The 23434-nt window shown below is 40.4% G+C and carries 25 protein-coding genes; 17 read left to right on the forward strand and 8 right to left on the reverse strand.

Annotated features, from left to right (window positions below):
- Positions 1–26 precede the first annotated feature (26 nt).
- The 3 genes from NYE58_RS15925 to NYE58_RS15935 all read left to right on the forward strand — a co-directional run bounded on the left by NYE58_RS15925 (position 27) and on the right by NYE58_RS15935 (position 3853).
- Entirely contained in the window at positions 27–431 is a 405-nt protein-coding gene (locus NYE58_RS15925; protein WP_341002297.1) for a hypothetical protein, read from the forward strand.
- 78 nt (positions 432–509) lie between these two features.
- Positions 510–2783, forward strand: a complete 2274-nt coding sequence (locus tag NYE58_RS15930) for a hypothetical protein (RefSeq protein ID WP_341002299.1) — start codon at positions 510–512, stop codon at positions 2781–2783.
- Positions 2784–3583: 800 nt separating this feature from the next.
- Entirely contained in the window at positions 3584–3853 is a 270-nt protein-coding gene (locus NYE58_RS15935; protein WP_341002300.1) for a hypothetical protein, read from the forward strand.
- Between the two features lie 73 nt (positions 3854–3926).
- Here the strand turns inward: NYE58_RS15935 and NYE58_RS15940 are convergent, their stop codons facing one another.
- The gene (locus tag NYE58_RS15940; RefSeq protein WP_341002302.1) at positions 3927–4658 is read right to left on the reverse strand and encodes a Crp/Fnr family transcriptional regulator; all 732 of its coding nucleotides are present in this window, start codon (positions 4656–4658) and stop codon (positions 3927–3929) included.
- 226 nt (positions 4659–4884) lie between these two features.
- On the opposite strand from NYE58_RS15940, the gene NYE58_RS15945 reads away from it, so the two are divergent.
- From NYE58_RS15945 to NYE58_RS15955, 3 genes are all read left to right on the forward strand, one after another.
- Entirely contained in the window at positions 4885–5910 is a 1026-nt protein-coding gene (locus NYE58_RS15945) for an S-layer homology domain-containing protein (protein ID WP_341002304.1), read from the forward strand.
- Positions 5911–6073: 163 nt separating this feature from the next.
- Complete coding sequence (locus NYE58_RS15950; RefSeq protein WP_341002306.1) at positions 6074–6799, forward strand: hypothetical protein; 726 nt, start codon at positions 6074–6076, stop codon at positions 6797–6799.
- A gap of 7 nt (positions 6800–6806) precedes the next feature.
- Complete coding sequence (locus NYE58_RS15955; RefSeq protein WP_341002307.1) at positions 6807–6947, forward strand: hypothetical protein; 141 nt, start codon at positions 6807–6809, stop codon at positions 6945–6947.
- 351 nt (positions 6948–7298) lie between these two features.
- On the opposite strand, the gene NYE58_RS15960 is transcribed toward NYE58_RS15955, so the two are convergent.
- Positions 7299–7925, reverse strand: coding sequence for a hypothetical protein (locus tag NYE58_RS15960; protein ID WP_341002308.1), 627 nt, complete (start codon positions 7923–7925; stop codon positions 7299–7301).
- A gap of 1279 nt (positions 7926–9204) precedes the next feature.
- Here NYE58_RS15960 and NYE58_RS15965 point away from each other — a divergent pair.
- On the forward strand, positions 9205–10407 hold the full coding sequence (locus NYE58_RS15965; protein WP_341002309.1) for a site-specific integrase: 1203 nt from the start codon (positions 9205–9207) through the stop codon (positions 10405–10407).
- A gap of 761 nt (positions 10408–11168) precedes the next feature.
- Here NYE58_RS15965 and NYE58_RS15970 read toward each other — a convergent pair.
- The 5 genes from NYE58_RS15970 to NYE58_RS15990 form a co-directional block, all read right to left on the reverse strand.
- On the reverse strand, positions 11169–12239 hold the full coding sequence (locus tag NYE58_RS15970; protein ID WP_341002310.1) for a PIN-like domain-containing protein: 1071 nt from the start codon (positions 12237–12239) through the stop codon (positions 11169–11171).
- Positions 12240–12437: 198 nt separating this feature from the next.
- Complete coding sequence (locus tag NYE58_RS15975) at positions 12438–13355, reverse strand: site-specific integrase (RefSeq protein ID WP_341002311.1); 918 nt, start codon at positions 13353–13355, stop codon at positions 12438–12440.
- A gap of 325 nt (positions 13356–13680) precedes the next feature.
- The gene (locus NYE58_RS15980) at positions 13681–14517 is read right to left on the reverse strand and encodes a sulfurtransferase (protein WP_341002313.1); all 837 of its coding nucleotides are present in this window, start codon (positions 14515–14517) and stop codon (positions 13681–13683) included.
- A 101-nt stretch (positions 14518–14618) separates the two neighbouring features.
- Positions 14619–14990: a hypothetical protein gene (locus NYE58_RS15985; protein WP_076126088.1), complete on the reverse strand. Its 372-nt coding sequence runs from the start codon at positions 14988–14990 to the stop codon at positions 14619–14621.
- A gap of 148 nt (positions 14991–15138) precedes the next feature.
- Positions 15139–15510, reverse strand: coding sequence for a hypothetical protein (locus NYE58_RS15990; RefSeq protein ID WP_076126089.1), 372 nt, complete (start codon positions 15508–15510; stop codon positions 15139–15141).
- Between the two features lie 195 nt (positions 15511–15705).
- Here NYE58_RS15990 and NYE58_RS15995 point away from each other — a divergent pair, with 195 nt between their 5' ends.
- From NYE58_RS15995 to NYE58_RS16015, 5 genes are read left to right on the forward strand one after another with little or no spacing between them, the layout of a single operon-like run.
- Positions 15706–16662, forward strand: a complete 957-nt coding sequence (locus tag NYE58_RS15995) for an ABC transporter ATP-binding protein (protein WP_081383247.1) — start codon at positions 15706–15708, stop codon at positions 16660–16662.
- Entirely contained in the window at positions 16655–17401 is a 747-nt protein-coding gene (locus NYE58_RS16000) for an ABC transporter permease (protein ID WP_076126091.1), read from the forward strand. The genes NYE58_RS15995 and NYE58_RS16000 overlap by 8 nt, the downstream gene beginning before the upstream one ends.
- A 2-nt stretch (positions 17402–17403) precedes the next feature.
- Positions 17404–17778, forward strand: coding sequence for a GntR family transcriptional regulator (locus NYE58_RS16005; protein WP_341002314.1), 375 nt, complete (start codon positions 17404–17406; stop codon positions 17776–17778).
- Between the two features lie 13 nt (positions 17779–17791).
- Positions 17792–18493 carry an ABC transporter ATP-binding protein gene (locus NYE58_RS16010; RefSeq protein WP_076217772.1) on the forward strand — a complete coding sequence of 234 codons (702 nt, stop codon included), beginning with the start codon at positions 17792–17794 and terminating at the stop codon, positions 18491–18493.
- Positions 18487–19215, forward strand: a complete 729-nt coding sequence (locus NYE58_RS16015; protein ID WP_341002315.1) for a hypothetical protein — start codon at positions 18487–18489, stop codon at positions 19213–19215. Before NYE58_RS16010 ends, NYE58_RS16015 begins: the two co-directional genes overlap by 7 nt.
- A gap of 114 nt (positions 19216–19329) precedes the next feature.
- On the opposite strand, the gene NYE58_RS16020 is transcribed toward NYE58_RS16015, so the two are convergent.
- Positions 19330–19710 (reverse strand): PilZ domain-containing protein, encoded by a 381-nt coding sequence (locus NYE58_RS16020; RefSeq protein WP_076126099.1) that lies wholly within the window; start codon positions 19708–19710, stop codon positions 19330–19332.
- Between the two features lie 123 nt (positions 19711–19833).
- Between NYE58_RS16020 and NYE58_RS16025 the strand changes: the two genes are divergently transcribed.
- The 5 genes from NYE58_RS16025 (at position 19834) to NYE58_RS16045 (ending at position 23311) form a co-directional block, all read left to right on the forward strand.
- Positions 19834–20442, forward strand: coding sequence for a pentapeptide repeat-containing protein (locus NYE58_RS16025; protein ID WP_076126101.1), 609 nt, complete (start codon positions 19834–19836; stop codon positions 20440–20442).
- Between the two features lie 991 nt (positions 20443–21433).
- Positions 21434–22243 (forward strand): glycoside hydrolase family 73 protein, encoded by an 810-nt coding sequence (locus NYE58_RS16030; protein ID WP_076275792.1) that lies wholly within the window; start codon positions 21434–21436, stop codon positions 22241–22243.
- A 20-nt stretch (positions 22244–22263) separates the two neighbouring features.
- The gene (locus NYE58_RS16035) at positions 22264–22548 is read left to right on the forward strand and encodes a holin (protein ID WP_076126104.1); all 285 of its coding nucleotides are present in this window, start codon (positions 22264–22266) and stop codon (positions 22546–22548) included.
- Positions 22549–22660: 112 nt separating this feature from the next.
- Positions 22661–23083: a hypothetical protein gene (locus tag NYE58_RS16040; protein WP_076126105.1), complete on the forward strand. Its 423-nt coding sequence runs from the start codon at positions 22661–22663 to the stop codon at positions 23081–23083.
- 123 nt (positions 23084–23206) lie between these two features.
- Positions 23207–23311: a sporulation protein YjcZ gene (locus tag NYE58_RS16045; RefSeq protein ID WP_111503812.1), complete on the forward strand. Its 105-nt coding sequence runs from the start codon at positions 23207–23209 to the stop codon at positions 23309–23311.
- Positions 23312–23434 lie beyond the last annotated feature (123 nt).

Below are 23434 nucleotides of genomic sequence, written 5' to 3' on the forward strand. Positions count from 1 at the left end.
GTATTCCCTATGTGGAGGGTGATATTTTGGGAATCGTATATGGGGTTAAATCTCTAAGTAAAGAGCTAGGTTACAGTCATGCTTCTCTTGTGAGAATTATAGCTAAGCACCCAGATTTCCCTAAGGAGAAGACAACGCCACGAGGTCCGTATAGATTTGTTGTTCATGAGGCCAATGCGTGGTTGGATAACAACCAAAATGAAACGTATCCCTTAAGAAAGAAGCCAGTCCTACTGAATGATGCTATTAATCAGAATGAAGTGGTTCAACTACTTGGAATTAGTAGAAGACTTGTATTAATTTGGCGGCAACAAGGATTAGATTTCACAAAACTTCCAGATGGGGGAGTTTGGTTTGAGAAGCATAAATTGAAAGTTTGGCTTCAAAATCGTTCGAACAGGCAAACGAGAGCATACGCAGAGAAGCTTTAAATTCTTGGACATAAACGCTTGATGAAGTATCAAACGGAATTTGCAGTCAGCGAACTATAATTTATGAGGAGGGTTTCTATGAGTATTTATGATTTGGCGATGAGCTTAGACTTAGAAACAATTGATAAAGCAACTGTTGATACTCCAGAACTTTTTAAAAAATTTATTATATCTAAATCAGCAACAGATGGAGGAATTAGAAAACGAATTTATCATACGCACGATTCTGAAAAGATTCGAGAATTTTCTACAATATATACTGATTGGTTAGTCGAATGCGGAGAACTCGAAGAAGATGAGAAAGATGAGTTCGTTCAAAATATCATTAATGGGTATGATCTAGTATACAGTCAGGCATTATATCCTGGGAAGACATACGCTCAAATGAAGCGAATCTACGAAAAGGTAAAGAAAGAACTTAGTCGACCAGTAAAGAATAAACTTAATAGCACTCAATCACCTATTTTTGAGAAATCGGATGGAATGTATGTAATTAGAGATAAAGGGAGCAAACGGATTACTAATTTTACGATCCGCCCTAAGTACATCGTAACATATGAGACAGAGTCACTTGAAGAACGCTTAACAACTGAAGGATATGGCGTGTTTGAAATCAATTGTACTCATCGTAAAACAGGACGTACTATTAACTCAGAGGTTACACTCCGAAGTTATCAATTTAATACAGTTATGACTTTACGAGAGGCACTTCGTGATTTAAAGATTCATGGAACATTTTTATATGGAAGTGATTCTGAAATTTCACTTTTGGGTGAATATCTGTTCTTCGAAGTTGCTTCAATTGAACGTGTTGGAATTAACTATATTGGAATTAAGCGTATGGAGTCAGGTGATGTGGTGGTCACTCCACGGGGGGTCTATGACAAGTCTGGTCAAGAAGTGCTCGATCTGGTATATGTTCGTGATGAGGTTATAAGTGTAAACGAAGTTATGAAATTAGCTGGTATGTTGTACAAAAAGGATTTATGGAAGAACAAGACGTTGCCATTGCTTGTGGAAAATGTATTGAATTTGCACAAACGATCTACGATGTTAACAATTTTAGGATGGATGATGTCAATACCATTCGAGACGGTGGTTAGAGTCGATGCTCATGTTAGTGGATTCCCACATTTAATGATAAGTGGTGTAAATGGGGGTGGTAAAACAGGGGTTATAAGTACACTGTTACCTTATCTTGGATATGGTACTCAGCCGGAAATAGCAAACTTCGGAACGCAGTTCGCAAATAATCAGGCTGTAGGGACAAGCTATCATATTCCAGTTGCTTTTGATGAATTTCGTCCACATGAATGGCATCTTTCGCAACGAAATTCAGTAGGGAACTTTTTAAGGGAGTCATACAATCGTGGGTATTATGCGAAAGGTAGAAAAGATTATAGTACAAGACGTTTTGATTATAGAAATCCAATAATTATTCTTGGTCAAATGGCAACATCTGATCAAGCCATTGCTGAACGAGTAATTCCTGTTTATGTCGATGTGAATTACCTCAAATCCAAAGAATCTAAAATAGCTAAAGATACTTACCATCTACTTAATAGTGCAGAAGATAAAATGTTTTGGGCGGGTTATCTTATTTGGTGCACTAACCAAAATAAAGAGCAGATCTTGGAGATTTATGAAACTTCAAAGGTTAAAATTGCTGAGAAATATCCGCAGCTCAAGGAACGAGAAATTGTAAACTATGCAGTTGTTTCTTTAGGGTTATATTACTTCAAGAAGTTAGCTGATGAACATAGTTTGGATTGTCATTATTCGAATGACGAGATCTATAATGTCGTAGATACAATCACTGAACACGCTGAAGTCACTTTGGGAGATAAATCTGACGACCTTTGGCGTTTCTTAGAAGATTTAGCTTGGTATGGTAGTACTCATGGAAATGATAAAGGTAAAGTTTTTGGGATCAGCAAAACAATCATGGTATACCAACCATCTGAGGATAAGAAAGATGTGTATGGAAAAGATGGTGAAAAGAAAGCAGAGGTACGTGGTAGAAAGGTATTGTTGGTTAAAATACCAAATGCAATTAAAACATTAGACAATATAGGTGTGAAAAATAAGTACGAAGAGAAGATGTTAGCTCCAATAATGAAGGGTCGTTTCGAGAGTACACAAACGAATAATGGTCAGGGAATTGTGCTAGCTCCGTATGGATATCGTGCCGCGGATGGGCGATATACAGCATTCAATTGGGAAGAAGTAAAGGACATGTTTGGATTCGTAGAGGACCTTCAAAGCGATGCTAACATAAAACAAGCAGCAGAAGAGTTAATCAGAGAATTAAAACAAGAAGAAGATCCTCCTGTTGAGCTAGGAGAGATTTAGCCTTAGATTTTTGTCACTGTGGTGAATACTTAAATAACAATAAACAAAACGGCGGCAGTCACTTGGGCGTACCTTGCTCTTGTTGATTGTCGCCTTTTGTTACTGAGGTGACAGCGAATAGGTAACTTTGCGAGGGAGTGATAGGGCGAGTTTGGTCATACTGTCACCTGACAGAAACAAAGTGAAACTATGAATGACAGGGCAACGCAATAAATAGTACTAAAAGAGAGAGGTGGAGAGGTGACAGCGTGACAAAAAGAAAGCTTAGAGCCGTAGAGAAGGAGGGAGCCGGACTGCCACAATTGTGACGTGAGGTGACAGAGGAAGAAATAAAGGTGACAAAGATAAAATAATTAAAATCTTTTATTCCTCCATCTCCCCTGGTTAAGGGCATACTATTGCCCCTTTAGTGGAAGGGGTGAACTGTACTAGGCATAGTATTGCTAACTAGTGTTGCTAGTACTAGGTTAACTTGCCAGTTCTTACTTTTCGCTTTTTGTAAAGACCGCTACCTTTTGAGGCCAAAAGTATATCTCCGGACTACGAGAAGTCCACCTTGAATGATTAACATGTCTAGTGAAAAGTGCGAAGGTTCAACCTTGGATACACAATTTCCGCTAAATGCACGATACAATCTTTAACAATTAAACGGTGATAAGATCCTTGGTTGAAGGGAGTTCTACCCCATACTTTGGATTCGTAGAACAACTCTAACCATAGATGAGTATGATTACAGGAATACTTGTGCTGATAAAATCTGTTGAGTTATGATGCGGTATAACATTAACAGGGGGTAACCAATGGAGCAATTATTTGAACTTGGAAAAATAGTAGTAACACCAGGAGCTATGGAAATGGTTGGTGATTTCGGTGTCGTGTATGTCATCAGCCTGCATAGTCATGGTAATTACGGGAATGTATCAGAGATGGATGAGAGACTTAATCAATGGGCTATTGCAAATGGTGAACGAATCGTCAGCACGTACTCTGGAATTTGGGAGAAGAGTGTCTTCGTTGTTACAGAAAGGGATCGCAGTGTAACAACAGTTTTACTGGCTGAGGAATACTGATCCTCAGCCAATACCTTGATATGTGTTAAAAATCACAAAAATTCTGTGTGCTAGTATACAGAAATTAATACCATTAATTGATATTATATCTATATGAGGGATGCCATTCTCTACCTTTACAATCTTGTTCGTCATTTGCCAATTGTTTTAGTGCAACGAGGTCATTTATCGTTATGTATTTGTCATGTACTGAAATGATTTGTTTGCTTTGTAATTCATTTAGAGCTATTGTTACAGATTCTCTACCTACACCAATCATATAGGCCATGTGCTGATGGGTAGTCTTCCAGTTGATCAGATATCCTTCATTTACCTCTACTCCAAAGTTTGAGTGGAGGTCTAGTAGTAAGTTTGCGATCCTGATTTTACTTGAGAGGAATGCTAAGTATGCGATCTTACGGTCTGCCTGGTCTAATCTTTCGCTCACGACGTAGAAGAGCCTACGAAGGATTTGTGGATAGTGATCCATCAAATCTTCCAGATCGAATTTGTGGATTGCCCATAAAACTGTCTTCTCAAGGGTTGCTACAGATGCTAAGCGGGAGTTATTACTATGTACTACCTCGAGTTCGCCAATAGTTTCTCCGGGGAATTGATGGCCAAGAATGAGTTCTTTTCCTTCCACTTCACGGAAGATCTTTAGTGAACCGGATTTTATTACATACATCTCGATTCCTGGGTCTCCTTGGTGAAATATTACACAATTCTTAGCGAATCTTCGTTCATTAAACTTGGATAATACAAATTGGATATCTGTTACATTAATATCTTTAAATAGTGGAATATCAAGGATAGACTGACTCAAACGTACAACCTACTTTCGTATCATGATACTGGCTATGATGATTTTTGTTAGGAATATCTATACATAATATCGGATAAATGGAATTAATAGTTTACTTGAAGTGAAGAACGGGGTAAATCGAGTGGAAGGCAGAAGGGTTTTACAAAGAATAGATTGATATATATTGTGTACAAATTATTGCTAACATTATATTAATTCTAAATTCAAGAAAGAGAAGGTGAATTAAATGAGAAATTACAAAAAAGCACTCATTGGTCTCTCAATCGCCGCTACCCTGATGGGAACAGCGTCCGCATATGCAGCATCCTTCAAAGACGTTAAGGAGACGCATTGGGCTTACTCCGCAGTGGAGTGGGGCGTATCAAAAGGTATTGCTACTGGTTACGGAGATGGAAATTTCAAACCTGGTAGCTCGGTTACAGCAGAAGAATTTCTCTCGATGCTGATCCGTTCTTATAACGGAAAATTGGAAGCAAATGGTGGACGTTGGTCCGACCCGTACTACGCAATTGCTGGACAAAATAACTACCCAGTTGGAACAAACCGGAACGCCAAAATCACTCGCCAAGCAGTAGCTGAAATCATCGCTGGAACCCAAGGTAAGAACTTTACTGGAGACAACGCGATCAAGTACATGCTGGTAAATGGTTTGGCCGGAGGTAAAACATCCAACACAGTGGATGGCTACAAGGGTAAAGACACCCTTACTCGTGCTGAAGCACTGGTATTCATCAAAAACGTTCTAGACAAGACAGGTAACACTGACTTGCAGACTAGACCAACTACTCCAAGTGACACCGTTGAATTAGGAGAAGACAAAGTTCCTCTCGGAGGCATCGAAGTAGTAGATGGCTATAACGCCTCCCTAGAAGCTGTTGCAAAGAAACTAAATGCTGCCGTTAGCGGTTTGGGCTTCTCGGCTGGTTATAATACTGGTCAAAAAGCAGCTTTCATCCAAACACCCTCTGGTAGTGTGATCATGTCTTATAGCGACACTACTACTGGTGGCAGCACTCAAGTCGTTTCAATGAGCGCAATGCTTGACGCTAAGACTCAAAAGGCCAATCCTGATCGTCTTGCAGCTGTCCTTGCGGCTATGGGCGCAGTAGGCCTCCCAAATGGTGCTGACGTAAAAGCAGCAATTGTAGACATGCTCTCGCCTACAGGTGTTGATACTACAGTTAAATCCGGAGGAGTAACCCTTGAATTCATGGGCGTTTCTTATGGAAGAGTCGTAATCTACGTTGACTAAGGCCTTAAAATTCATCCACACAACCTAGAGCCTCAGCTCCTTCAACAGGACTGAGGTTTCTTTGTGTCGAAGTCTTGGATATGTTGTGGAGTTCATATTGTTTATTGTAAAATCGGTAGAAATTATGCGAACTATTTATTCATCATAAGGGAGGAAAACAGGCATGAATGTGGGTATCACAACTGATATGGTAGGTGCTGCGGCAGATATGGGAGATGAAGGGTGGTTTATGTTTATTAATGATGATTTCGGAGGGTTCTTGCCGGAGGAGGATACTCTAGCCCCTGATTCAGTTTATCTCGCTACGATTGGCCACGAAGACTCCGCCTTTACAGGTGATCTAGAGTATCACACATTTCGGGAAATAGAGATCTCGGTGATAAGATTTGGATTATCAACGGAACCTACATACTTTCCTGAACATAGGACTCTGGTTATTAATGAAGACTCAGTTCCTATTTTCTATTGGGGAGGAGGAGGGGGTGTCCCTATCTTCCTTGATGTGGTCACCGATTTCTCCCACATGAACGCTAGTGACGTGATACCTCGTATTAACTCATATAAAATTACAGAGAGTGGATTAATTGGAAAGAATCCGCGCGTTCCTCGGTGGGTAAAGGATATTAAAGATCGAGGAGATATGTATCCAAATCCACTTAATAAAATGCGAAGAGATGTAATGCTGCACTTGCAGCCCAACAAAATATACGACGGCTTAAACCTCTATGTTATTAACTGGAAGTATATGTTTATACGCTCTGAGGAAGGTTTGTGGACGAAAATGAACTATGAAGATCTTACCGCTAGTTCTTTAAATGACCCTAGAATTGAGCATGAAAAGCAACTATACCTTTCAATGGTAGAACTCGAACGAATGGAAGGGAGGTGATTTTTCAATGAGTCAAGAATCAAATACTTCGACTAGTAATCAAGAGGAGCTGCAAGCGCATCTCGCGCAATTAAGGGACAAGGCAAAACCAGGTATGGCTAGCCATGAAGAAATATTTGTTGAGCCAATGGGAGAAGAAATAATTTAGTCTAACTGAAACAAATAGGGCTTTCTATCTCTAAGGTAGGAAGCTCTATTTATATGTCTTAGTAAAAGGGCGTCGGATATAATCACTCCGGACAAACGGAAGATATCTTTCCTTGGCCTGGAAAGTTTTGGGTCATTACAATACTCCCCAGGGCATAAAAGACCAAGGGAGACCAGCTTTTTGGCCCCCAAATCAAATCAGACGCCCCTACCCATTGGAGGAATAGAGGCGCTGTGTCTCTGAATAATCTTTAATTTGTAAAGCACAGCTAACACCGCCCTTGACGAGTCCTATGGAAATTCTAGGATACCAGTTTAAAAACGCTAAGCTAGCGGTGCTTGCCGACCTCGCTTATTTTGGAGAATTGGCGATATATACCTCTTTCATATTATCTTTATAAGTCATGAGAATACGCAGACTCTCAAACTTGCCATCATATTCAAAAGCTTGGTAAGTATCGAGTTTCTCCCCTGGCTTAAGGATAAATGCCCAAACAGCTTCCTTACTATTAAATTCACTAAATTTGGCCATCGGGATAACTGGCTCGAATTCTTTTCCCTCACCCAGCATCAGTCTCCACTTTTTGTTTAGATCCTTAGAATAAACGCCAGTAGTGCTTTTACTGTTGTTTACGATAGAGATTTTAGTCCAGATGAAGTATTTGGCGTTAGGATAATAGTCCACTGTGGCTGGATACTTATACTTTTTCATAAGAGCTTGTGCATCTGCTGATTTGATATCATAGATCATCATCTTGTGAATCGTGTAAGAAAGGCCATTTACTGTTGTGGTTAGTGGAAACGTCACTTCTTTTTCCAAACCATATTTACTAAGGTTATCCGTCATAACTACCGGTGCTTTAGTAGTTGTAGGCGCAGCTGCTGCAGTTGCAACCTTTCCTTCTTGCAAAGATCCCGATTCTAAGAGTAGACCTACTAAACTAACCGCCAATGATGTTCTAAGAATTTTCTTTAACATTAACTAATCTCCCTTAAATAAATATATGTACTGTCTTGAACTATTTTCAAATTACTTTTAGTTTATCCTAAATAGGTAATAATTTCTGTGTTCCACTATACAAAATCAATCGATATTAATTGTATACTTTGACTCTAGTTTAGTTTGAAAGAATATGATTACTAGATGAAGTAATCTATTTCAAAGAAAGACATGATGGTCTTGAATAATTTCTCTTTCTTTAAGTGTGAATCTAAGGTGGTTTAGAGTAGGTTTTGGTATTAATGCTCTAACAGGACTAAACGGATTTAAAGTGATAGGTGAGAATAAGATTATCCAACATGATATACACAGTAGCGAAAGTAGGAGAGTTTGTCACGATTCTAGGTTATTGGAAGCACGCTGGAACTTTGCTAATTTGAAGGGGAATGTCGAGATGATACGATTACCATAATAAAGTGTAGTCAATAAATATTTTTATGATCAATTGAAGTAAGCTGGTTAGCGAATGCGTGGATACTCACATCTGCGAAGCTTATTATTATGAGTGTTTGCTCTTACAAAGATATCTGAGCAGTTGTTTTGTGTTCAATTATGGAGTGTTAAGGGGATGTCGTTGGAATGGGATGTCGTTGGAATGGGATTCCTTGGCATAGTTTACTCCATGGACTGTTTGAAGTTGGTGTAGACATGGATATAAAGTGTTGTTGGAGAAGTTATTAGAGTTTCGGAGCAGGTTTGAGTTTTGTTGATCGGCTATTGGCGGTTGTTTGTGTTTGTTGTGAGATGAAGACTTGAGAGGGATTAGAGATTTAGAGAGGTTGGGGATCGGTGAGTAAAGGTTGAATTTGAAGAGGGTGGTAAGTGCTGTTGAGGGAGCGGAGAGTAGGGGGATAGATTAGTTGTTGGATATAGTTTGGTTGTTGTTTGTGTGGATTGTTTAGGATAGGTGTAGGTGTAGGTGTAGGTGTAGGTGTAGGTGTAGGTGTAGGTGTAGGTGTAGGTGTAGGTGTAGGGAACTAGTTAGAAACGTTCCGGCTAATGCCGGAAGTAACCCGTGGGAACTACGTAGTAGGAGGTGTCATCCCCTTCATAAAGGAGTCTCTCATACTAATTGTTGAGTTGCCAATAACCCTGTTACGATTATCATACCTTTGACAGCTGGATTATTTCGATTGTTAAAGGTTGTAGGAAGAACCAATCAAGCATCAATAAGCAAGACAATTGGAACGCGTCTGTTCGCTTTTAAGTGGACGGGCGTTTTTTTACGGCAAAAATAAGAAAGTCAGGAGGGTATGCGATGAGAGGTTGTGTAAGTAAGCGCGGAAATAAATGGTGTTACGTAGTTGAATATGGTCGCCATCCAGAAACGGGAAAAAGAAGACAAAAGAGCAAGAGTGGCTTTGAGACAATGGTTGAAGCAGAGAAAGCTTTGACGAAGGCTTTGCATGAGTTGAATACGGATACTTTCATAGAGCCGACGAAGGATGATGTCGCAACTTTCTTTACATCTTGGTTAGCGCAGAAACAAATGAATGTTCGTCCTGGTACGTACAAGACCTATCGTTGGTTGGTGAACTACCACATCATTCCTCAACTAGGGCAATATAAAATGGTTAACTTATCACCGCAACATTTGGTTAGCATGTATGAACGCTTGCAAAATGGTGAAAGAAAGCTTTCCCCGCAAACGATTAATCACGTGCATAAGGTACTGCATGATGCTTTAAAGACGGCGGTGCAGTGGGGGCAGTTAACGAGAAATGTTTCTGAGTTGGTTAAACCTCCTAAGATTCCTAAAACAGAGACAAAGGTATGGACGGAAGATGAGTTGGTAAAATTCTTAGAGTTTACGAAGAATAGCCGATACTACATTATCTTTTTACTAGCGGCGACTACTGGTATGCGACGTGGAGAAGTCCTTGGGTTGAAGTGGGATGATATAGACCTCAAATCAGGAAAGCTGACTGTTCGAAGATCTTACACTCGTGGTCTTGTGGGACATATCTTTCAAGAACCCAAGACAAGAGCTGGAATTCGATCAATCGTGCTTCCGCAACAAACAATAGATGCACTTAAGCAACATCGGTTTCTTTTAGATGAGGATATTAGGAAATCAGAAAAGAAGGGATCGGAGTACAACGATCACGGATTGGTTGTACAGACAAAGAACGGCTTTCCAGTTAATCCATATTACTTAGAATCTCGTTGGCTGGACCTGTTGAGGAAATCTGGATTACCAAAGATCAGGTTACACGACCTTAGGCACACTCACGCAAGTTTGTTGTTGAAGGCAGGTGTACATCCAAAAGTAGTTAGTGAAAGGTTAGGCCACTCAAGTATAACCATCACGCTTGATAGGTACTCACACTTGTTTCCGACGATGCAACAAGAGGCTGCTGAGAAACTAGATGATCTTCTAAAGAGTGCGGCTGAAGCTTCCTTTCCAGATCAGCCTTACCCCGTTGTCACCTTGTATAACCCAGTAGAAATATTTCACTAAATCAGTGGCAGTCACTTGGGTGCTCTTAACCTGGGTTGACTGTCACTGTTTGTTACTAAGGTGACATCACTTCTCCCCCGCAGACTAGGGGCAGCGCATTGAGTTTTGTTACGTTGCGACTCAGGGTACCAGACGACAACCCAAGGACAAGGAATAACAAAACAACAAGATGGTTGGAACAGACTAAGAGGGTGACGGGGTGACAAAGGATGAGGTGAGGAACGTAGATACGGGGGATTGGGTACTGTCACCGGGGTGACTGTGGGTAGCAGAAGGTGACAGCAAAGCAACAATGAAATAAATATATAAATATTATTTTATCTTAAAGAAAGATCCTCTAGCTTTGCTTGCTAAGCTAGGCTTGCTAAGCTAGGCTTGCTCCAGGCCCTTCCAGGGAGGTGGAGGATTAGTTGTTTATTTCTGTTAGTTCATTTGATATGTCTGGTAATAATTTGAATCACTTCTTGTTTCAAACCAGGGGAACCCAAGTTTTCAATAGTGCGACAATTACTTTTGATCGGTACTCGCACTTGTTTCCGAGATGCAGCAAGAGGCTGCTGAGAAACTAGATGATCTTCTGAAAGCTGCGAACAAATTTTCAATTCCTATTCACCAGATGATTATCAGAGAGAAGAATTTCTTTTGCAATAAAATACCCCCTGAATTCTTTGACGGCAGGGGGTATATTAAACTTAGAATTGGGGGATAGCATACTCTAATCAATAGTTAGTTATTAGTAGCCCTACTAAACATTTCAACGTTTAAGAAATCCCCTGTTTCGCTTGATCTTTTTCTAGTAAGGTAAGAAGAAACTCTAACTTCTCTGCTGTTTTGAGTTCATTATTAAACTCATCAAACTCAACATCCATTTCCAACAAAATATTATGAGCTTTTTCAATGGTTTCTGGATAAAACTTTCCATTTTCCATTACAGTTTTTATTCTTCCGATTAAGGAATTTAAAGAATTTTGGTTTATTGGAAGAGTGATATTAGGACGTGAATTTGAAAGGTCGTCTTGAATAATCTCGCTTACATTAGGCTTGAATTGAGAGAAAAAGTCTTTAGGTGAAACTAAAACAAAAGAGTGTCCACCTGAAGATTCATAAAATTCTTCAATTAATTCTCTTCTTGCACATATGACATTATCATCGGGATCTTTTATTGTCCAATCTAGCTTTTTATCTGCAGTAATAAAAATAACATCTGCATTAATTGTCAAAATATTTGCCCATATAATATAGTCTCCTGAATTGTTCTCTTCCTTATTAGAATCTTTATAGCCAGGAGGAAGTTTATTCTTAAAACGCTCTTGAGCGGCCTTTTCCAAGTCAGCATTTGACAATATTTCAGAGGGTTCATAATATGATTTTGACAGTATGTTTTCAAGCTTTTCTAGGATAGGATCTTGTTGATAAAGCCCAATTAGATTCTTTTTAAGAGATTTCAGACCTGCTTTATATTTATTTAAGGCTTCTATGTAGTCCTTCTCAAGTTGCAAAATCTCATCATAATTTTCTGTGACATATAATGCAGGAATTGTTTGATCAAGTTTCTTTTGAGGTTGTAATGATTGCGATATTTGTTGAAGATACCTAACCATTTCGATAATTCTACCAGGTCTGTTCTTAGCAAACTCAGTCACTACCTGATTAGGAATTAGCAAACGCCCTTCTTGCGCAAGCTGATTTAAGGCATCTAGCACTTCGTTTACAGTAACTTCCTTCCATTGGTATGCAGCCAATAGAACATTCGTGTCAATTACTATGTTTGCAGAAGTTATTAATTCTTCAAGTGATTTCGGTTGAAAAATTGCTTTTTTCCATGACCCCATCAGCTCACCACATTTACTTGAATTTTTGTGAAATAAGTAACTTAAGTATAACGTATTGGTTGAATTTTATATGGAATATTTATAAAACAACATAAAGATTAAAGATTTGTCTCTGGAGCTTGAAAAAGTATCCAACCCGATTATCGGCTCGGATGGTATGAAAAAAGATACTACAATATGTATTGTTGCAGTCTTTATTCATGATGTAATACTATTAGCCAGATAAGTTCGGATCGAATATGTTACTTGAGCATTATTCATACCGAAAATTTTTATAATATCTATTAAACATTTTCCACTAGTCTGGTTAAGTGATTGGATTAATTTGGAACGAACTAGCATTTGTGCTGATACAACTCCGCCATTCTTGAATTTATCGCAGTTCCCTGCTCGTTTAAAAATTCTAAATGTATCATTGATGGAATCGTTATCTAATGGTTCAGCGTTGAAAAGAAATAAGTTATCATATTTAGAGTTCAATTTTGATCTATGATCGAGATATTGGGTTATCTTTGACTTTGTAACATTATCTAGTGTGATCCATTCTGCCATAAGCTCATCAGAACCTTTATAAAGATTTCGTACTCGAAAATGATTGTGCGATACGTCCAAGTCTCCAAGCTTTAACTCCATAAGTTCTTGTTGTTCAAATCCCGTTAAGGCGAGTGACCAAATAGCTGGGCCCACAATAGAGATTTCATCATCTGGACGATCTGTATCGTTGAGAAATCGATAATGAACATTATCACTAAGTATAAATGCAATTTCCTTATCTGATAAAATCCCTATTTCTTGCATAATCTCAGGTGGCCTTTTTAATTCAATTATCCTATCTTTTATAATGAGGAGTTCTTGCTTATTGATTTCTCCCTCTCTCAGTAAAAAATCTGCGAATGCACTTAGAACGGCACTGGATATACTGCCTGATTTAGTGTTATAGTAAGCTTCAATATTTGAGGTTTCGAAGAACTGATGCGCATCAATATGAGAACTAATGGAGTCTGCTATATCTAAAAAGCGTCTGATGTATCTCAAATAGTTAGATATAGAGGATTGCGCCATTTCTTTTTCAGAGTTCAGATACTCTTTGAAATCTAATAACCAATTTTGTTTCAATTACTAATCCCCCTAGCGTATGAAATTTACTAATAGGATGAAATTTAAAAGTAACCAATTTTGTCCTTGGATTCAATCTACCAATAAGTTCTATTAAATGCAATTAGAACAAATCATACATTATTCTAATCTTACAATACTAAGCATTCAACACCAGTTTATTTCAGTTGCTATTGGGTGGATACTTTTAGGTACTCTGTAACTATTTTCTTCGAGTTCTTGTTTGCAGATTGTTTGCTAAATAACCCAAAAAGGACTGAATTGGGCATCTTACTCATCACCCAGTTCAGTCTACATAACTACTTATCTAAATTCCTCTTAATTCTTATTTCTCCCCAGTAGCCACCGGATTCTCCTCATATGAAATCCAATCACTCCAACTACCCGCATACAATTTCACATTCCTATACCCAGCTTTTCCGAGCGCGAGCACATTCGGGCAGGCACTTACACCTGAACCACAGTACACGATAATTTCTTGCTCAGGATTAATTCCTTCATAATGCTCTTTCAGCACCTCAGTTGATTTCCAGCGCCCTTGCTCATCCAGTACATCCTTCCAGAACTTATTGATCGCTCCGGGAATATGACCTGCCTTCGGATCAATGGGTTCTTCAAGTCCTTCATAGCGGCGGGACTCGCGGGAATCCATCAATAGTGCGCCACCGTCGTTAACTACATTTTGCACATCTTCCATGCTAACAAGCATGTCTTTCTGAACATCAGCTTCATACTGGCTTGGGATCCGAACCGCTTGATGATCACTGACGGGGAAGGAGGCATTTTTCCAAGCGGAGTAGCCTTCATCCATTACATGAACACGTTCATGACCCAAATAACGGAGCATCCACCACAGGCGGGAAGCATAAGCTCCACCTTGATCATCATAAGCAACGACAATGCTATTTCTGTTAATGCCAACCTTACTAAGTGCGGCGGTTAGCTTTGAGATTTCCGGTAGTGGGTGGCGTCCGCCATGTGCGCTTACTGGAGCGGAGAGCTGTTCTTCCAGATGTAGATAAACTGCTCCGGGAATATGATCTTCTGTATAGGCTTTACGCCCAGCTTCCGGATCCGTGAGTAAAAAACGGCAATCGACTATAACAAGTTCAGGCTCGTATAACCGAGCAAGCAGCCATCGAGTAGAAACGATCGGTTCCATAAAGTAGCCTTCTTTCCTGTTTAATATGTATGGAGTCATTATAGCGGAAAATAAAAGAGGGCGCACCTTAAGCTTATGGCTTAAACTGCGTCCTCATTGAATTAGATCAAACGATATCCTGATGGCAAGCTGCCGGTACGTTGAATGGTGCGAACCTGCGCCGGGGTCAGCCGTTGATTGCTTGAAATGAGCGATTCGACATCTCCTCTTCGCAGAAAGTCGTCCAGTTCGCGGATGCTGCGGTTGCCACGCAAAATGACGAAATTATCGCGGAAGGCAGAACGATCGAATAACACAAGCGTAGCGTTCGGATTTGTGGAGAAGAAGCGCAAGCTTTCTATTCCTGTAAGGACTGAATCTATATCTGCAATGCCCAGGTTGCCGCGAAGAGTTCTGCGAAGCCCCCGAAAGTTCTCCTCACTAAACACTCTTAGCCTAGGATATATTACAGATGTTACTTTTTTTGTAATCATGGTTAATCCCTCCAAGTTCGATTGACGAACTGTCGTTTTCGACAACTCGCCGCCAGATTTACTATAAAAGAATGCGGTATTTTCGACTGGAAAAAGGAGTGACCTGGGCGTTAGGCTCCGGATTACTCCTTTTTGTTGTAAGCAGTTGTTAGATCAAACGATATCCCGAAGGCAAGTTACCGCTGCTGCGGATATTACGGATTTGTTCGAGGGTTAGGCGTTGGTTAGTAGAAATAATGGATTCCACGTCATTGCCTGAAATGAAATCATCCAGATCCCTAATGTTGCGGTTCCCGCGAAGAACACGGAAATTTCCTCTAAACCTTGTTCTTGTAAAAAGTACCAGTGTAGCATTGCTGCTAGTAGAGAAGAACCGAAGGCTCTCAATACCATCGAGGATGTTGTCCGTATTACGAATACCCAGGTTGCCAGTATATACTCTACGGCGTCCATTGAAGTTTTCTTCATCGTACACGGTCAAGCGAGGGAAAGTCTGAGAAATGTGAACTTCTTTTTTCATTTGTAATTCCTCCTTTGTTATCTAATCTATGTTCATATAAATTTTTGGCTTGGCTGATAGTCTAATAGAAAGCCCTTATTTGCATGAATTTATTATTTTGGGCTTTACTCCAACAATATATTAGTGTACTATTTAACTATGACACTGACACAATATACAGAATGATCAAAACATTAGTTGGCAGGGAGGATTCGCATGAAACAGGGGAGTGGTGTAGAAATGCAAGATTCAATCGTTCTGCAAATGAATGAGGTAAGTAAGATCATCAAAGGAAGACCGATTGTGGATAAGCTGACATTTGATATCCGTAAGGGTGAAATTGTTGGATTGTTAGGTCCAAACGGTGCAGGAAAGACCACAACGATTCGAATGATGACGGGTCTAATACGGATGAGCGAAGGCGATGTGATTATCCAAGGCCACAGTGTGAAAAAGGATTTTAAGCAGGCGATTGGCCATATCGGTGCGATAATTGAAAATCCAGAGTTTTATCCCTATATGACTGGACTTGATAATCTGAAGCAGTACCAAAGAATGACGGATAACATTGAGGCTGGCAGAATAGATGAGGTTGTTGAACTGGTAGGACTTCAAGAAGCGATGAATAAAAAAGTAAAGGCTTATTCGCTGGGGATGCGCCAACGTCTTGGGATTGCTCAGGCGCTTCTCAATCGGCCGAAGTTATTGATTTTAGATGAGCCTACGAACGGACTTGATCCGGCCGGAATACGGGAAATGCGTGATTATATGCGTACCATCGCCGAAGTGGAAGGCATTTCTATTCTGATTTCCAGCCATTTACTTACTGAAATTGAACAAATATGCCATCGGGCTATTGTGATCCAGAATGGTAAGCTGGTGACCGTAACTACGATTGGTGAGGAGCAGGAAGCAACCGCACAAGTGAAGCTCACCATCCGTGTAGGATCAATCGAATCCGCTATAAATATCTTGGAGCGCTTGGATTATGCAGAATTGATCTCTATGGATAGCGCGCGATCTGAAGTGACAGTAAGTCTGCTTGATAGCAGAGTACCGGAGCTTGTATCTACTTTTAGTGATGAAGGTGTGGGGATTTTTCGGATTACGGAGAATAAACAAAGTCTTGAGGAAGATTTCTTGAAATGGACAGGAGGAAACCGCATTGCGTAACTTTAATAATCTGATTGTGAATGAATGGCTCAAGCTCTCAAAAAAACGCACATTTTTTATGCCATATCTGATATTAATTCTATTATCCCTGCTGTTAGGTTATATAGTTCATTCTGTCTCACCTGGCCTGTTTGAATCAGCTTATGATTTTTCAGCAATGATGCTGCTTTCCCAAGGGATTGGGCAAGTGATTACAATTCTTGCGATTATCGGAACAGCAGGTATTGTCTCAAAAGAGTATAGTCAAGGAACCATCAAGTTCCTGCTTATCCGCGCCAGAAGCCGTACAGCAATCCTCGCATCCAAATATGTGGTTGTACTGTTGTATGCTTTGACTTTGACTGTCATCGGAGGTATAGCCGTTTTTGGAACAGGAGCTTTGTGGTTTGGACTAAGTGGTGGAGAAGCGGGTATGAGTGAGATGCTTACAAACCTATTGTATAATCTCGTTAGTACGGTTGTGTATGGAACACTTGCTTTTATGCTGGGGATATTGACCACTTCAACGGGAGTAACGATAGGGGCTACTATGTTTGCGTTAATGATAGACAAATTGATTATTTCTCGTGATTTTTACAAATATGTTCTGTTTCCAAACTTAAATTTATCTGCTTATGAAGGTGGAGGAGCACCTATGCCTGGAATGACACTGACCTTTTCTATCGTGATGCTTGTCTTATACACAGCTGTCTTTCTTCTCGTAGGTTTCTCCGTCTTTAGACGAAGGGATGTTGCTTAATCATGACAATCGAATTCGATAACAACCTGCCGATTTATATACAGATCATGAATTACATCAAAGGTGAAATCGTCACAGGCAAGCTGAAACCGGGAGATAAAATACTCTCAGTACGAGAACTTGCCAGTGAACTGCAGATTAATCCGAATACGGTGCAAAGAACTTTTCAGGAACTGGAGCGTGAAGAAATCGTGGAAACCCGGCGTGGAATGGGAAGATACGTCACAAGTAATGAAGGTACTATCCTGACCATCAAAAAAGAAATGGCCAAAGATGTGCTAGATCGGTTCATTCGTGGTATGCAGGATCTTGGCTTTCAAGGCGAAGATATTTTAGAGGCGGTTGCGGAGAATATCCGTAACAAGAATAAAGAATAGGGGGATAAACAAGTTGGGAAATATACTTGAGGTTCATGAAGTTACAAAAAAATATAGATCCAAGCATGCCCTCCACAAGGTATCATTTAATTTGAGTGCGGGTAAGATCACAGGACTGCTGGGCAGTAACGGCAGCGGCAAAAGTACACTTATGAAAATCATCGCTGGACTGACACAACCTACCTCTGGTCGTGTATCCGTCATTGGGGGTTCTGTAGGAACAGAAAGTAAAGCGGTGGTGTCGTTTATGCCTGATAAGCCGCTTACAGAATCCTGGATGAGTGTTTCTGATGCTCTGAAATTCCAAACTGACTTCTATCCGGATTTTGATCAGTCTAAAGCCTCGCGAATGTTGGAGTTTATGAAACTAAGAGCGCAAGATAAGGTAAAGGACCTGTCCAAAGGGATGAACGAACGTTTACAGCTTACACTTGCCCTATCACGCCGAGCTAGCCTTTATTTGCTGGATGAACCCATTGGTGGTGTGGATCCGGTAGCTAGAACAAAAATTCTTAACGCGTTAGTAGAGTTTTATGAAGAGGACAGTACCATTCTCTTATCAACCCATTTAGTATCGGATATTGAGCGGATCTTTGATGATGTGATTTTTATAAAAGAAGGAGAAATTCTGATGCATACTGCGGTAGAGGATATTCGGCTACGCCATGGCAAAAGTATTGACGAACTGTTCAGAGAGGTGTACGCAGAATGCTAAAGCTAGTGAAGTATGATTTTAGACGGGATAGGGATAAGTTTCTTGCAGTTTTTGTAATCATAATTCTGGCGCAGATTGGGTTAGGATTTACCAAACTGCATGACTATGAACGTTTTACTTTGAACGGAATAGCTTATGTTATTGCAGGACTGATCTTTCTTGTCATGGCAGCAAAAACCTTTTTTAACAATATAAATTCCTATAATCGTCGCCTAGTGCCCGTAAGAACCCTGAACACAGTCCTTTCTCCGTTAGTGCTCTATTTAGCCCTAATGCTGGGTATTATTTTAATAGCTTTGATCCATTTTGGCGTGTATCTTTCAATGTATCCCTCCTCATTTCTTCCGGAGAATTTCTGGACAGTGGGATTGTTAGTTCTCTTGCAGGCGTATTGGTTTGCCGGTTATATCATGCTTACCTTGATTGTCTCCATTACGGTTGCACGAAGTGTGAAATTTAAGGGGCGAGTATGGATTGGGCTGGCCACTGCGTATTTGTTACAGAATGGAATATTCTATTTGGAGTATTTTATTTTCAAAAGTAACTTCACTGCTTGGGAAAGTGTATTCCAGTTCGAGGTCATAGATGAGATGGATACCGCAAATGGGATACAGCTTATACAGGGTCATTTGAATCTAGCTCCTCTTCTGTTTGAAGCGGTGATAGCAGTTCTTCTTATAGCGGTCATCATCAAGCTCGTTAATAAAAGAGTGGATATCTAGCCACAACTTGGCGGAATAGTTTTTAGAACGGAGACAGGGCGATTTAGCTTTGTCTTCGTTTTTGTGCAAAAAAAAGACGTCCTTCTAAGTGAAGGGCATCTGTTAGGGTAAGTTCTATAGACCTTCAACCCGAAGGGTGGCGGTCCATGTTTCAAGCTCTCTTATTAGGCGTTCTTCCTCATTTTCGTCCAAGCGGAATTTAACTCCATATTGATATTGGCCAAGCCCAAACATCCAACCCCACCGGACGCTGCATAAGAGCTGAAGCTTCTCTTCATTTAATTGAAGATGAATAATAAGCCTAGTATCTCTTGCAGTGAATCGAAGATTCAAAGGAGTACGTACCTTACAACCCGAACGGCTAAGATCGAGTAATACAGCCTCTGTTAACTTTCCAGCACCTGGACCGGAATTGTTAAGCGGAACTTCAATCCAGCATTCAAGCGGATGGTTCATAACATAACGGAATGGTTCTTTCCTGCTGGACACATCCATAATTTTCCTCCCCATTGTTTATTTGCTATTATATCGAAAGGGAATGTTGAGAACAATCTACTAAAGTGCTATTTTTAATTAAGAATTAATTTTTTTAATACTAACGAAGGTGATGAGATTTATATGTACCAATACCTTAATGAAACGTTCCGTAATCACAATTTTGATCAAGGAAGCTTGCAGGATGGTGAGTTAAATAACTGCACATTCGAGCAATGCTCCTTCAAAGGCACTTCTATGGAAGAGATGAACTCTATTGGCTGCCGATTTATTGATTGTGATTTTACTGGAGCCATGCTTAATGCGTCTCACCATAAAGGTTCAGCGTTTACCAATTGTAAATTTACGGGAGCGAACCTGTTTGTATCTAAATTTGAAGATTGCAAGATGGTAGGATCGGATTTCTCAAATGCATATTTGGACGGGATCTCCCTACTCGGAGGGGACTGGTCGTACACGAACCTAAGACATACTAATCTAAGCAGACAGGATCTGCGAGGGATTCGATTTACAGAAGCGGATTTAATGGGCTGTAATTTGCAAAAAAGTGACTTGCGCGGAGCGGATTTGAGCCGTGTACAATTGTCTCAATGCAAACTTAAGGGAGCGGATATGCGGGAAGCGATTGTTGAAGGAATTGATTTAAAGAGTCTGGATCTGCAGGGAGTGCGGATGGATATTGAACAGGCGGTACTCTTGGCACGTTCATTTGGGGCAAAAGTAGGGAATTAGTAAACGGACGCATCAGTTGCTAGCGTGGATCATAAAGACCTCCGCTAGCAAATCAATGCTTGAAGCGGAGGGGGGGGGCAGTGCAGATTATTATGAGTATTCTAACTGCTGAACCTATGTATTATGGCATATGTAATAGTATGCGTTAACGTAACCGTTTTCTGGGTTTTGCCCACCGTTTAATCCATAAGAATCCATCATCATCACGAAAAAACTTTATACCTACCCAGCGTAAGGGTGTCCATACTTCTTTAAAATAATATGAAGGCATAGTCTGTTAGACCCTCCTATATAGTAAATTATTACTATATATTACGCTAATTCTACGGGATTCACAAGCTAGATTTACTAATAATTACATATTGTCCGGGTGAAAGGAGTTGAGGATGCATTATGCAGGACCTAAGGCACCGCTTGAGCTACCGAGAAGTGCACCCCTCCATTTTACATAGACGCTCCACGTCATAGTGGATAGCAGTGGTCGATGTCATGAAAGACAAAGGAGTAGTAGTTCTCTAATATTAGGAGAACTACTACTCCTTTTTTTTGGATCGTTGTTTGGCTGTTTTTACACCGCCGAGTCATATTCAGTCCACTGAAGCTTAAGGACCCGGATGACGTTATTAGCATGTTTTTAACCTTTTGAGCGTGCTTTCGGACCTCAGAGACATTATTCTATATGAAGAGCCTGTTATTGAGTGTTTTTGGTGCCAATTGCGGCTGTGGTGTCCGTTAATATCCAAAAAGTGAGCTAACGCTGCGTATAAGGTCAGCTGAGTCCGATAGATGATTCGTAAGCGAATGAGATGTAATTAGGAAGTTAGATGTTCAGATCATTGAGGCTACTCCAGCAGTCATTTCATGGGTAATGGGATGGCTTTTTTTTGTTGCCGAGTTGGATTCGAATCTAGTAAAAACACAATGTTAGAAGGGGATAAGCACAGTCATTTTATGATGCCTCGCATTTAATAAACGGAGAGGATGTGATGAGATGACAGAAGGCGAGTTTATAGCGAAGATTGCGAATTTTGCTGTAAAGGACATGCAGCTCACTAAGGTTCCTGCTTCGTTAACCATTGCTCAAGCGGCTCTGGAGTCAGGCTGGGGCAGCAGTGGATTGACTGTGAAAGCGAATAATTTGTTTGGGATCAAAGGAAGTGGACCTGCTGGCAGCATTACTGTACAAACTACCGAATATATTAACGGTAAAGCTGTTAAAGTGAATTCCCCTTTTCGAGCCTATAACAACTGGGGAGAATCTATCGCGGATCATTCCGACTTGATTGTGAATGGAGTCTCATGGAATCGCAACCTTTACAGCAAGGTTCTCGGTGCGAGTGGCAAGGTGGCCGCACAAGAGATTGCCGCAGCTGGTTACGCTACTGATCCGAACTATGCAGCTAAGCTGATTCAAATTATGAATACCTATAATCTGTATCAATATGACGACAAATCCATGGGAGGAGATGATGAGATGTCAGCAGAGGATAAGCAAAAGCTTGTTAGTCTAGAATCGGAAGTAAAGGAACTGCGTGCTCTTATAGCAGCTCTTACAGATAGCAGGGATACGCTGAAAACAGGTGTGCAAGAACAGGGGCAGTCGATTAATAAGCTTACGGATCGGGTGACATTCATTGAAAATCGGGCAGTCATGAATGTCCCTGCATGGGCTGAGGCGGCTGTGAAAGCAGCGACTGCGGCAGGACTTCTCGATACTCCATCGGGTGGCAGTTACGATTTCTATCGCATATTAACGGTGCTGAACCGTGCAGGTTTACTTGTAACAGGAAGTAAAAAATGAAATAAGGAGGATTAAAAAACATGTATAACGATGCTCTCAACAGTGTGCTTGCCTTTGCTTCAGTCCTAGCTGTTTTTGTAATGGCACTTGTACAACTTGTGAAGAATAGCATTGAACTTCCGCGGAACATTGTGCCAGTAGTGGGGTTGGCTATTGGCTTGCTGGTTGGAGCAGTTGCCTACCCGTTCACTGATATGAATCTGATTCTGAGACTCTGGGCGGGGGGGCTTGCGGGACTATCAGCGACCGGTTTGTTTGAACTAGCTTTTAATAAAAGGGAGGGGACGAAAAAAGATGATAAATAGATCTTGCCTATGAGTTTTATAAAACAATCGTTTTACACTGGTAATGTGGCTATGCATGCTATCGAGAACACTAATATATTATGGTATGCCAATTTATAAAGGGGGTGCAACGATGGGAACTTACCTTGATGCTAGAACATCTCAAAATGCCAGCCTCGCCAACTCTATATCTATTCCTATTACGGTACTTAACACGCCGCAGCTTTTTGGACAGATTGGGTTGTTAACGGCTGGAGTGACTACCAATCCACGTGTTCTCCTTAAAGGAACGATATCAGTGACGCTTCCGCTAGCGTTAGTGGGCATCACAATTACGATTGTAAGAGGAACCTTGGCTACTGATCCAAAAGTGTATTCTGCTACTTCAACTTTTGCTCTTAGTATATTGGCTCCGCAAGTAATAACCTTTTCAGCAGCGGATTTCTTACCAGCCATCACACCTCAGCTCACTTATACAGCATTTGTTTCTTCTAATCTTCTCGGTACAGTACGTGTGGGCCCAGAAAGCTTTGATGGTATTTTAGTTTCTGATTAATTGTAGAGCCTTTAACCTCGCTGGTAGCCCAGTAGAGGTCTTTTTTTTTAACTGAACGCCCAATCTTCTAAGGGGATCATTACATATCTTATGATGTATTCTAAATACGGAGGAGGTCTTCTCATGGGTGCTGAATATGGTCATGTTGGTGGTGCTTTTACTTCTACAGGCGCAATCTTAGTTTTGTTCATCTTATTAGTAATTATTACAAGCGCATGCATATTCTAAATCACTAAAATAGCAGAGCTCCATGTTGGCATTTTGCCGACTTGGGGCTTTTTTTTTGTAGATATTTTGTCCATTAAGGTAATATGAAATAATAAGTTAAAAGAATACTAATCACGTAGTGAA

This window comes from Paenibacillus sp. FSL L8-0708 (assembly GCF_038009325.1).
Lineage (GTDB): Bacteria > Bacillota > Bacilli > Paenibacillales > Paenibacillaceae > Paenibacillus_AQ > Paenibacillus_AQ odorifer.

What these genes read in the sequence shown, in the direction of transcription:
- NYE58_RS15995 (WP_081383247.1), top strand. Translation starts at nt 15,706, where the DNA reads ATGAAACAGGGGAGTGGTGTAGAAATGCAAGATTCAATCGTTCTGCAA.
- NYE58_RS15955 (WP_341002307.1), top strand. Translation starts at nt 6,807, where the DNA reads ATGAGTCAAGAATCAAATACTTCGACTAGTAATCAAGAGGAGCTGCAA.
- NYE58_RS16040 (WP_076126105.1), top strand. Translation starts at nt 22,661, where the DNA reads ATGGGAACTTACCTTGATGCTAGAACATCTCAAAATGCCAGCCTCGCC.
- NYE58_RS16025 (WP_076126101.1), top strand. Translation starts at nt 19,834, where the DNA reads ATGTACCAATACCTTAATGAAACGTTCCGTAATCACAATTTTGATCAA.
- NYE58_RS16005 (WP_341002314.1), top strand. Translation starts at nt 17,404, where the DNA reads ATGACAATCGAATTCGATAACAACCTGCCGATTTATATACAGATCATG.
- NYE58_RS15950 (WP_341002306.1), top strand. Translation starts at nt 6,074, where the DNA reads ATGAATGTGGGTATCACAACTGATATGGTAGGTGCTGCGGCAGATATG.
- NYE58_RS16045 (WP_111503812.1), top strand. Translation starts at nt 23,207, where the DNA reads ATGGGTGCTGAATATGGTCATGTTGGTGGTGCTTTTACTTCTACAGGC.
- NYE58_RS15970 (WP_341002310.1), bottom strand. Translation starts at nt 12,239, where the DNA reads ATGGGGTCATGGAAAAAAGCAATTTTTCAACCGAAATCACTTGAAGAA.
- NYE58_RS15960 (WP_341002308.1), bottom strand. Translation starts at nt 7,925, where the DNA reads ATGTTAAAGAAAATTCTTAGAACATCATTGGCGGTTAGTTTAGTAGGT.
- NYE58_RS16020 (WP_076126099.1), bottom strand. Translation starts at nt 19,710, where the DNA reads ATGGATGTGTCCAGCAGGAAAGAACCATTCCGTTATGTTATGAACCAT.
- NYE58_RS15965 (WP_341002309.1), top strand. Translation starts at nt 9,205, where the DNA reads ATGAGAGGTTGTGTAAGTAAGCGCGGAAATAAATGGTGTTACGTAGTT.
- NYE58_RS16015 (WP_341002315.1), top strand. Translation starts at nt 18,487, where the DNA reads ATGCTAAAGCTAGTGAAGTATGATTTTAGACGGGATAGGGATAAGTTT.
- NYE58_RS16035 (WP_076126104.1), top strand. Translation starts at nt 22,264, where the DNA reads ATGTATAACGATGCTCTCAACAGTGTGCTTGCCTTTGCTTCAGTCCTA.
- NYE58_RS15935 (WP_341002300.1), top strand. Translation starts at nt 3,584, where the DNA reads ATGGAGCAATTATTTGAACTTGGAAAAATAGTAGTAACACCAGGAGCT.
- NYE58_RS15985 (WP_076126088.1), bottom strand. Translation starts at nt 14,990, where the DNA reads ATGATTACAAAAAAAGTAACATCTGTAATATATCCTAGGCTAAGAGTG.
- NYE58_RS16030 (WP_076275792.1), top strand. Translation starts at nt 21,434, where the DNA reads ATGACAGAAGGCGAGTTTATAGCGAAGATTGCGAATTTTGCTGTAAAG.
- NYE58_RS15930 (WP_341002299.1), top strand. Translation starts at nt 510, where the DNA reads ATGAGTATTTATGATTTGGCGATGAGCTTAGACTTAGAAACAATTGAT.
- NYE58_RS15980 (WP_341002313.1), bottom strand. Translation starts at nt 14,517, where the DNA reads ATGGAACCGATCGTTTCTACTCGATGGCTGCTTGCTCGGTTATACGAG.
- NYE58_RS15945 (WP_341002304.1), top strand. Translation starts at nt 4,885, where the DNA reads ATGAGAAATTACAAAAAAGCACTCATTGGTCTCTCAATCGCCGCTACC.
- NYE58_RS15990 (WP_076126089.1), bottom strand. Translation starts at nt 15,510, where the DNA reads ATGAAAAAAGAAGTTCACATTTCTCAGACTTTCCCTCGCTTGACCGTG.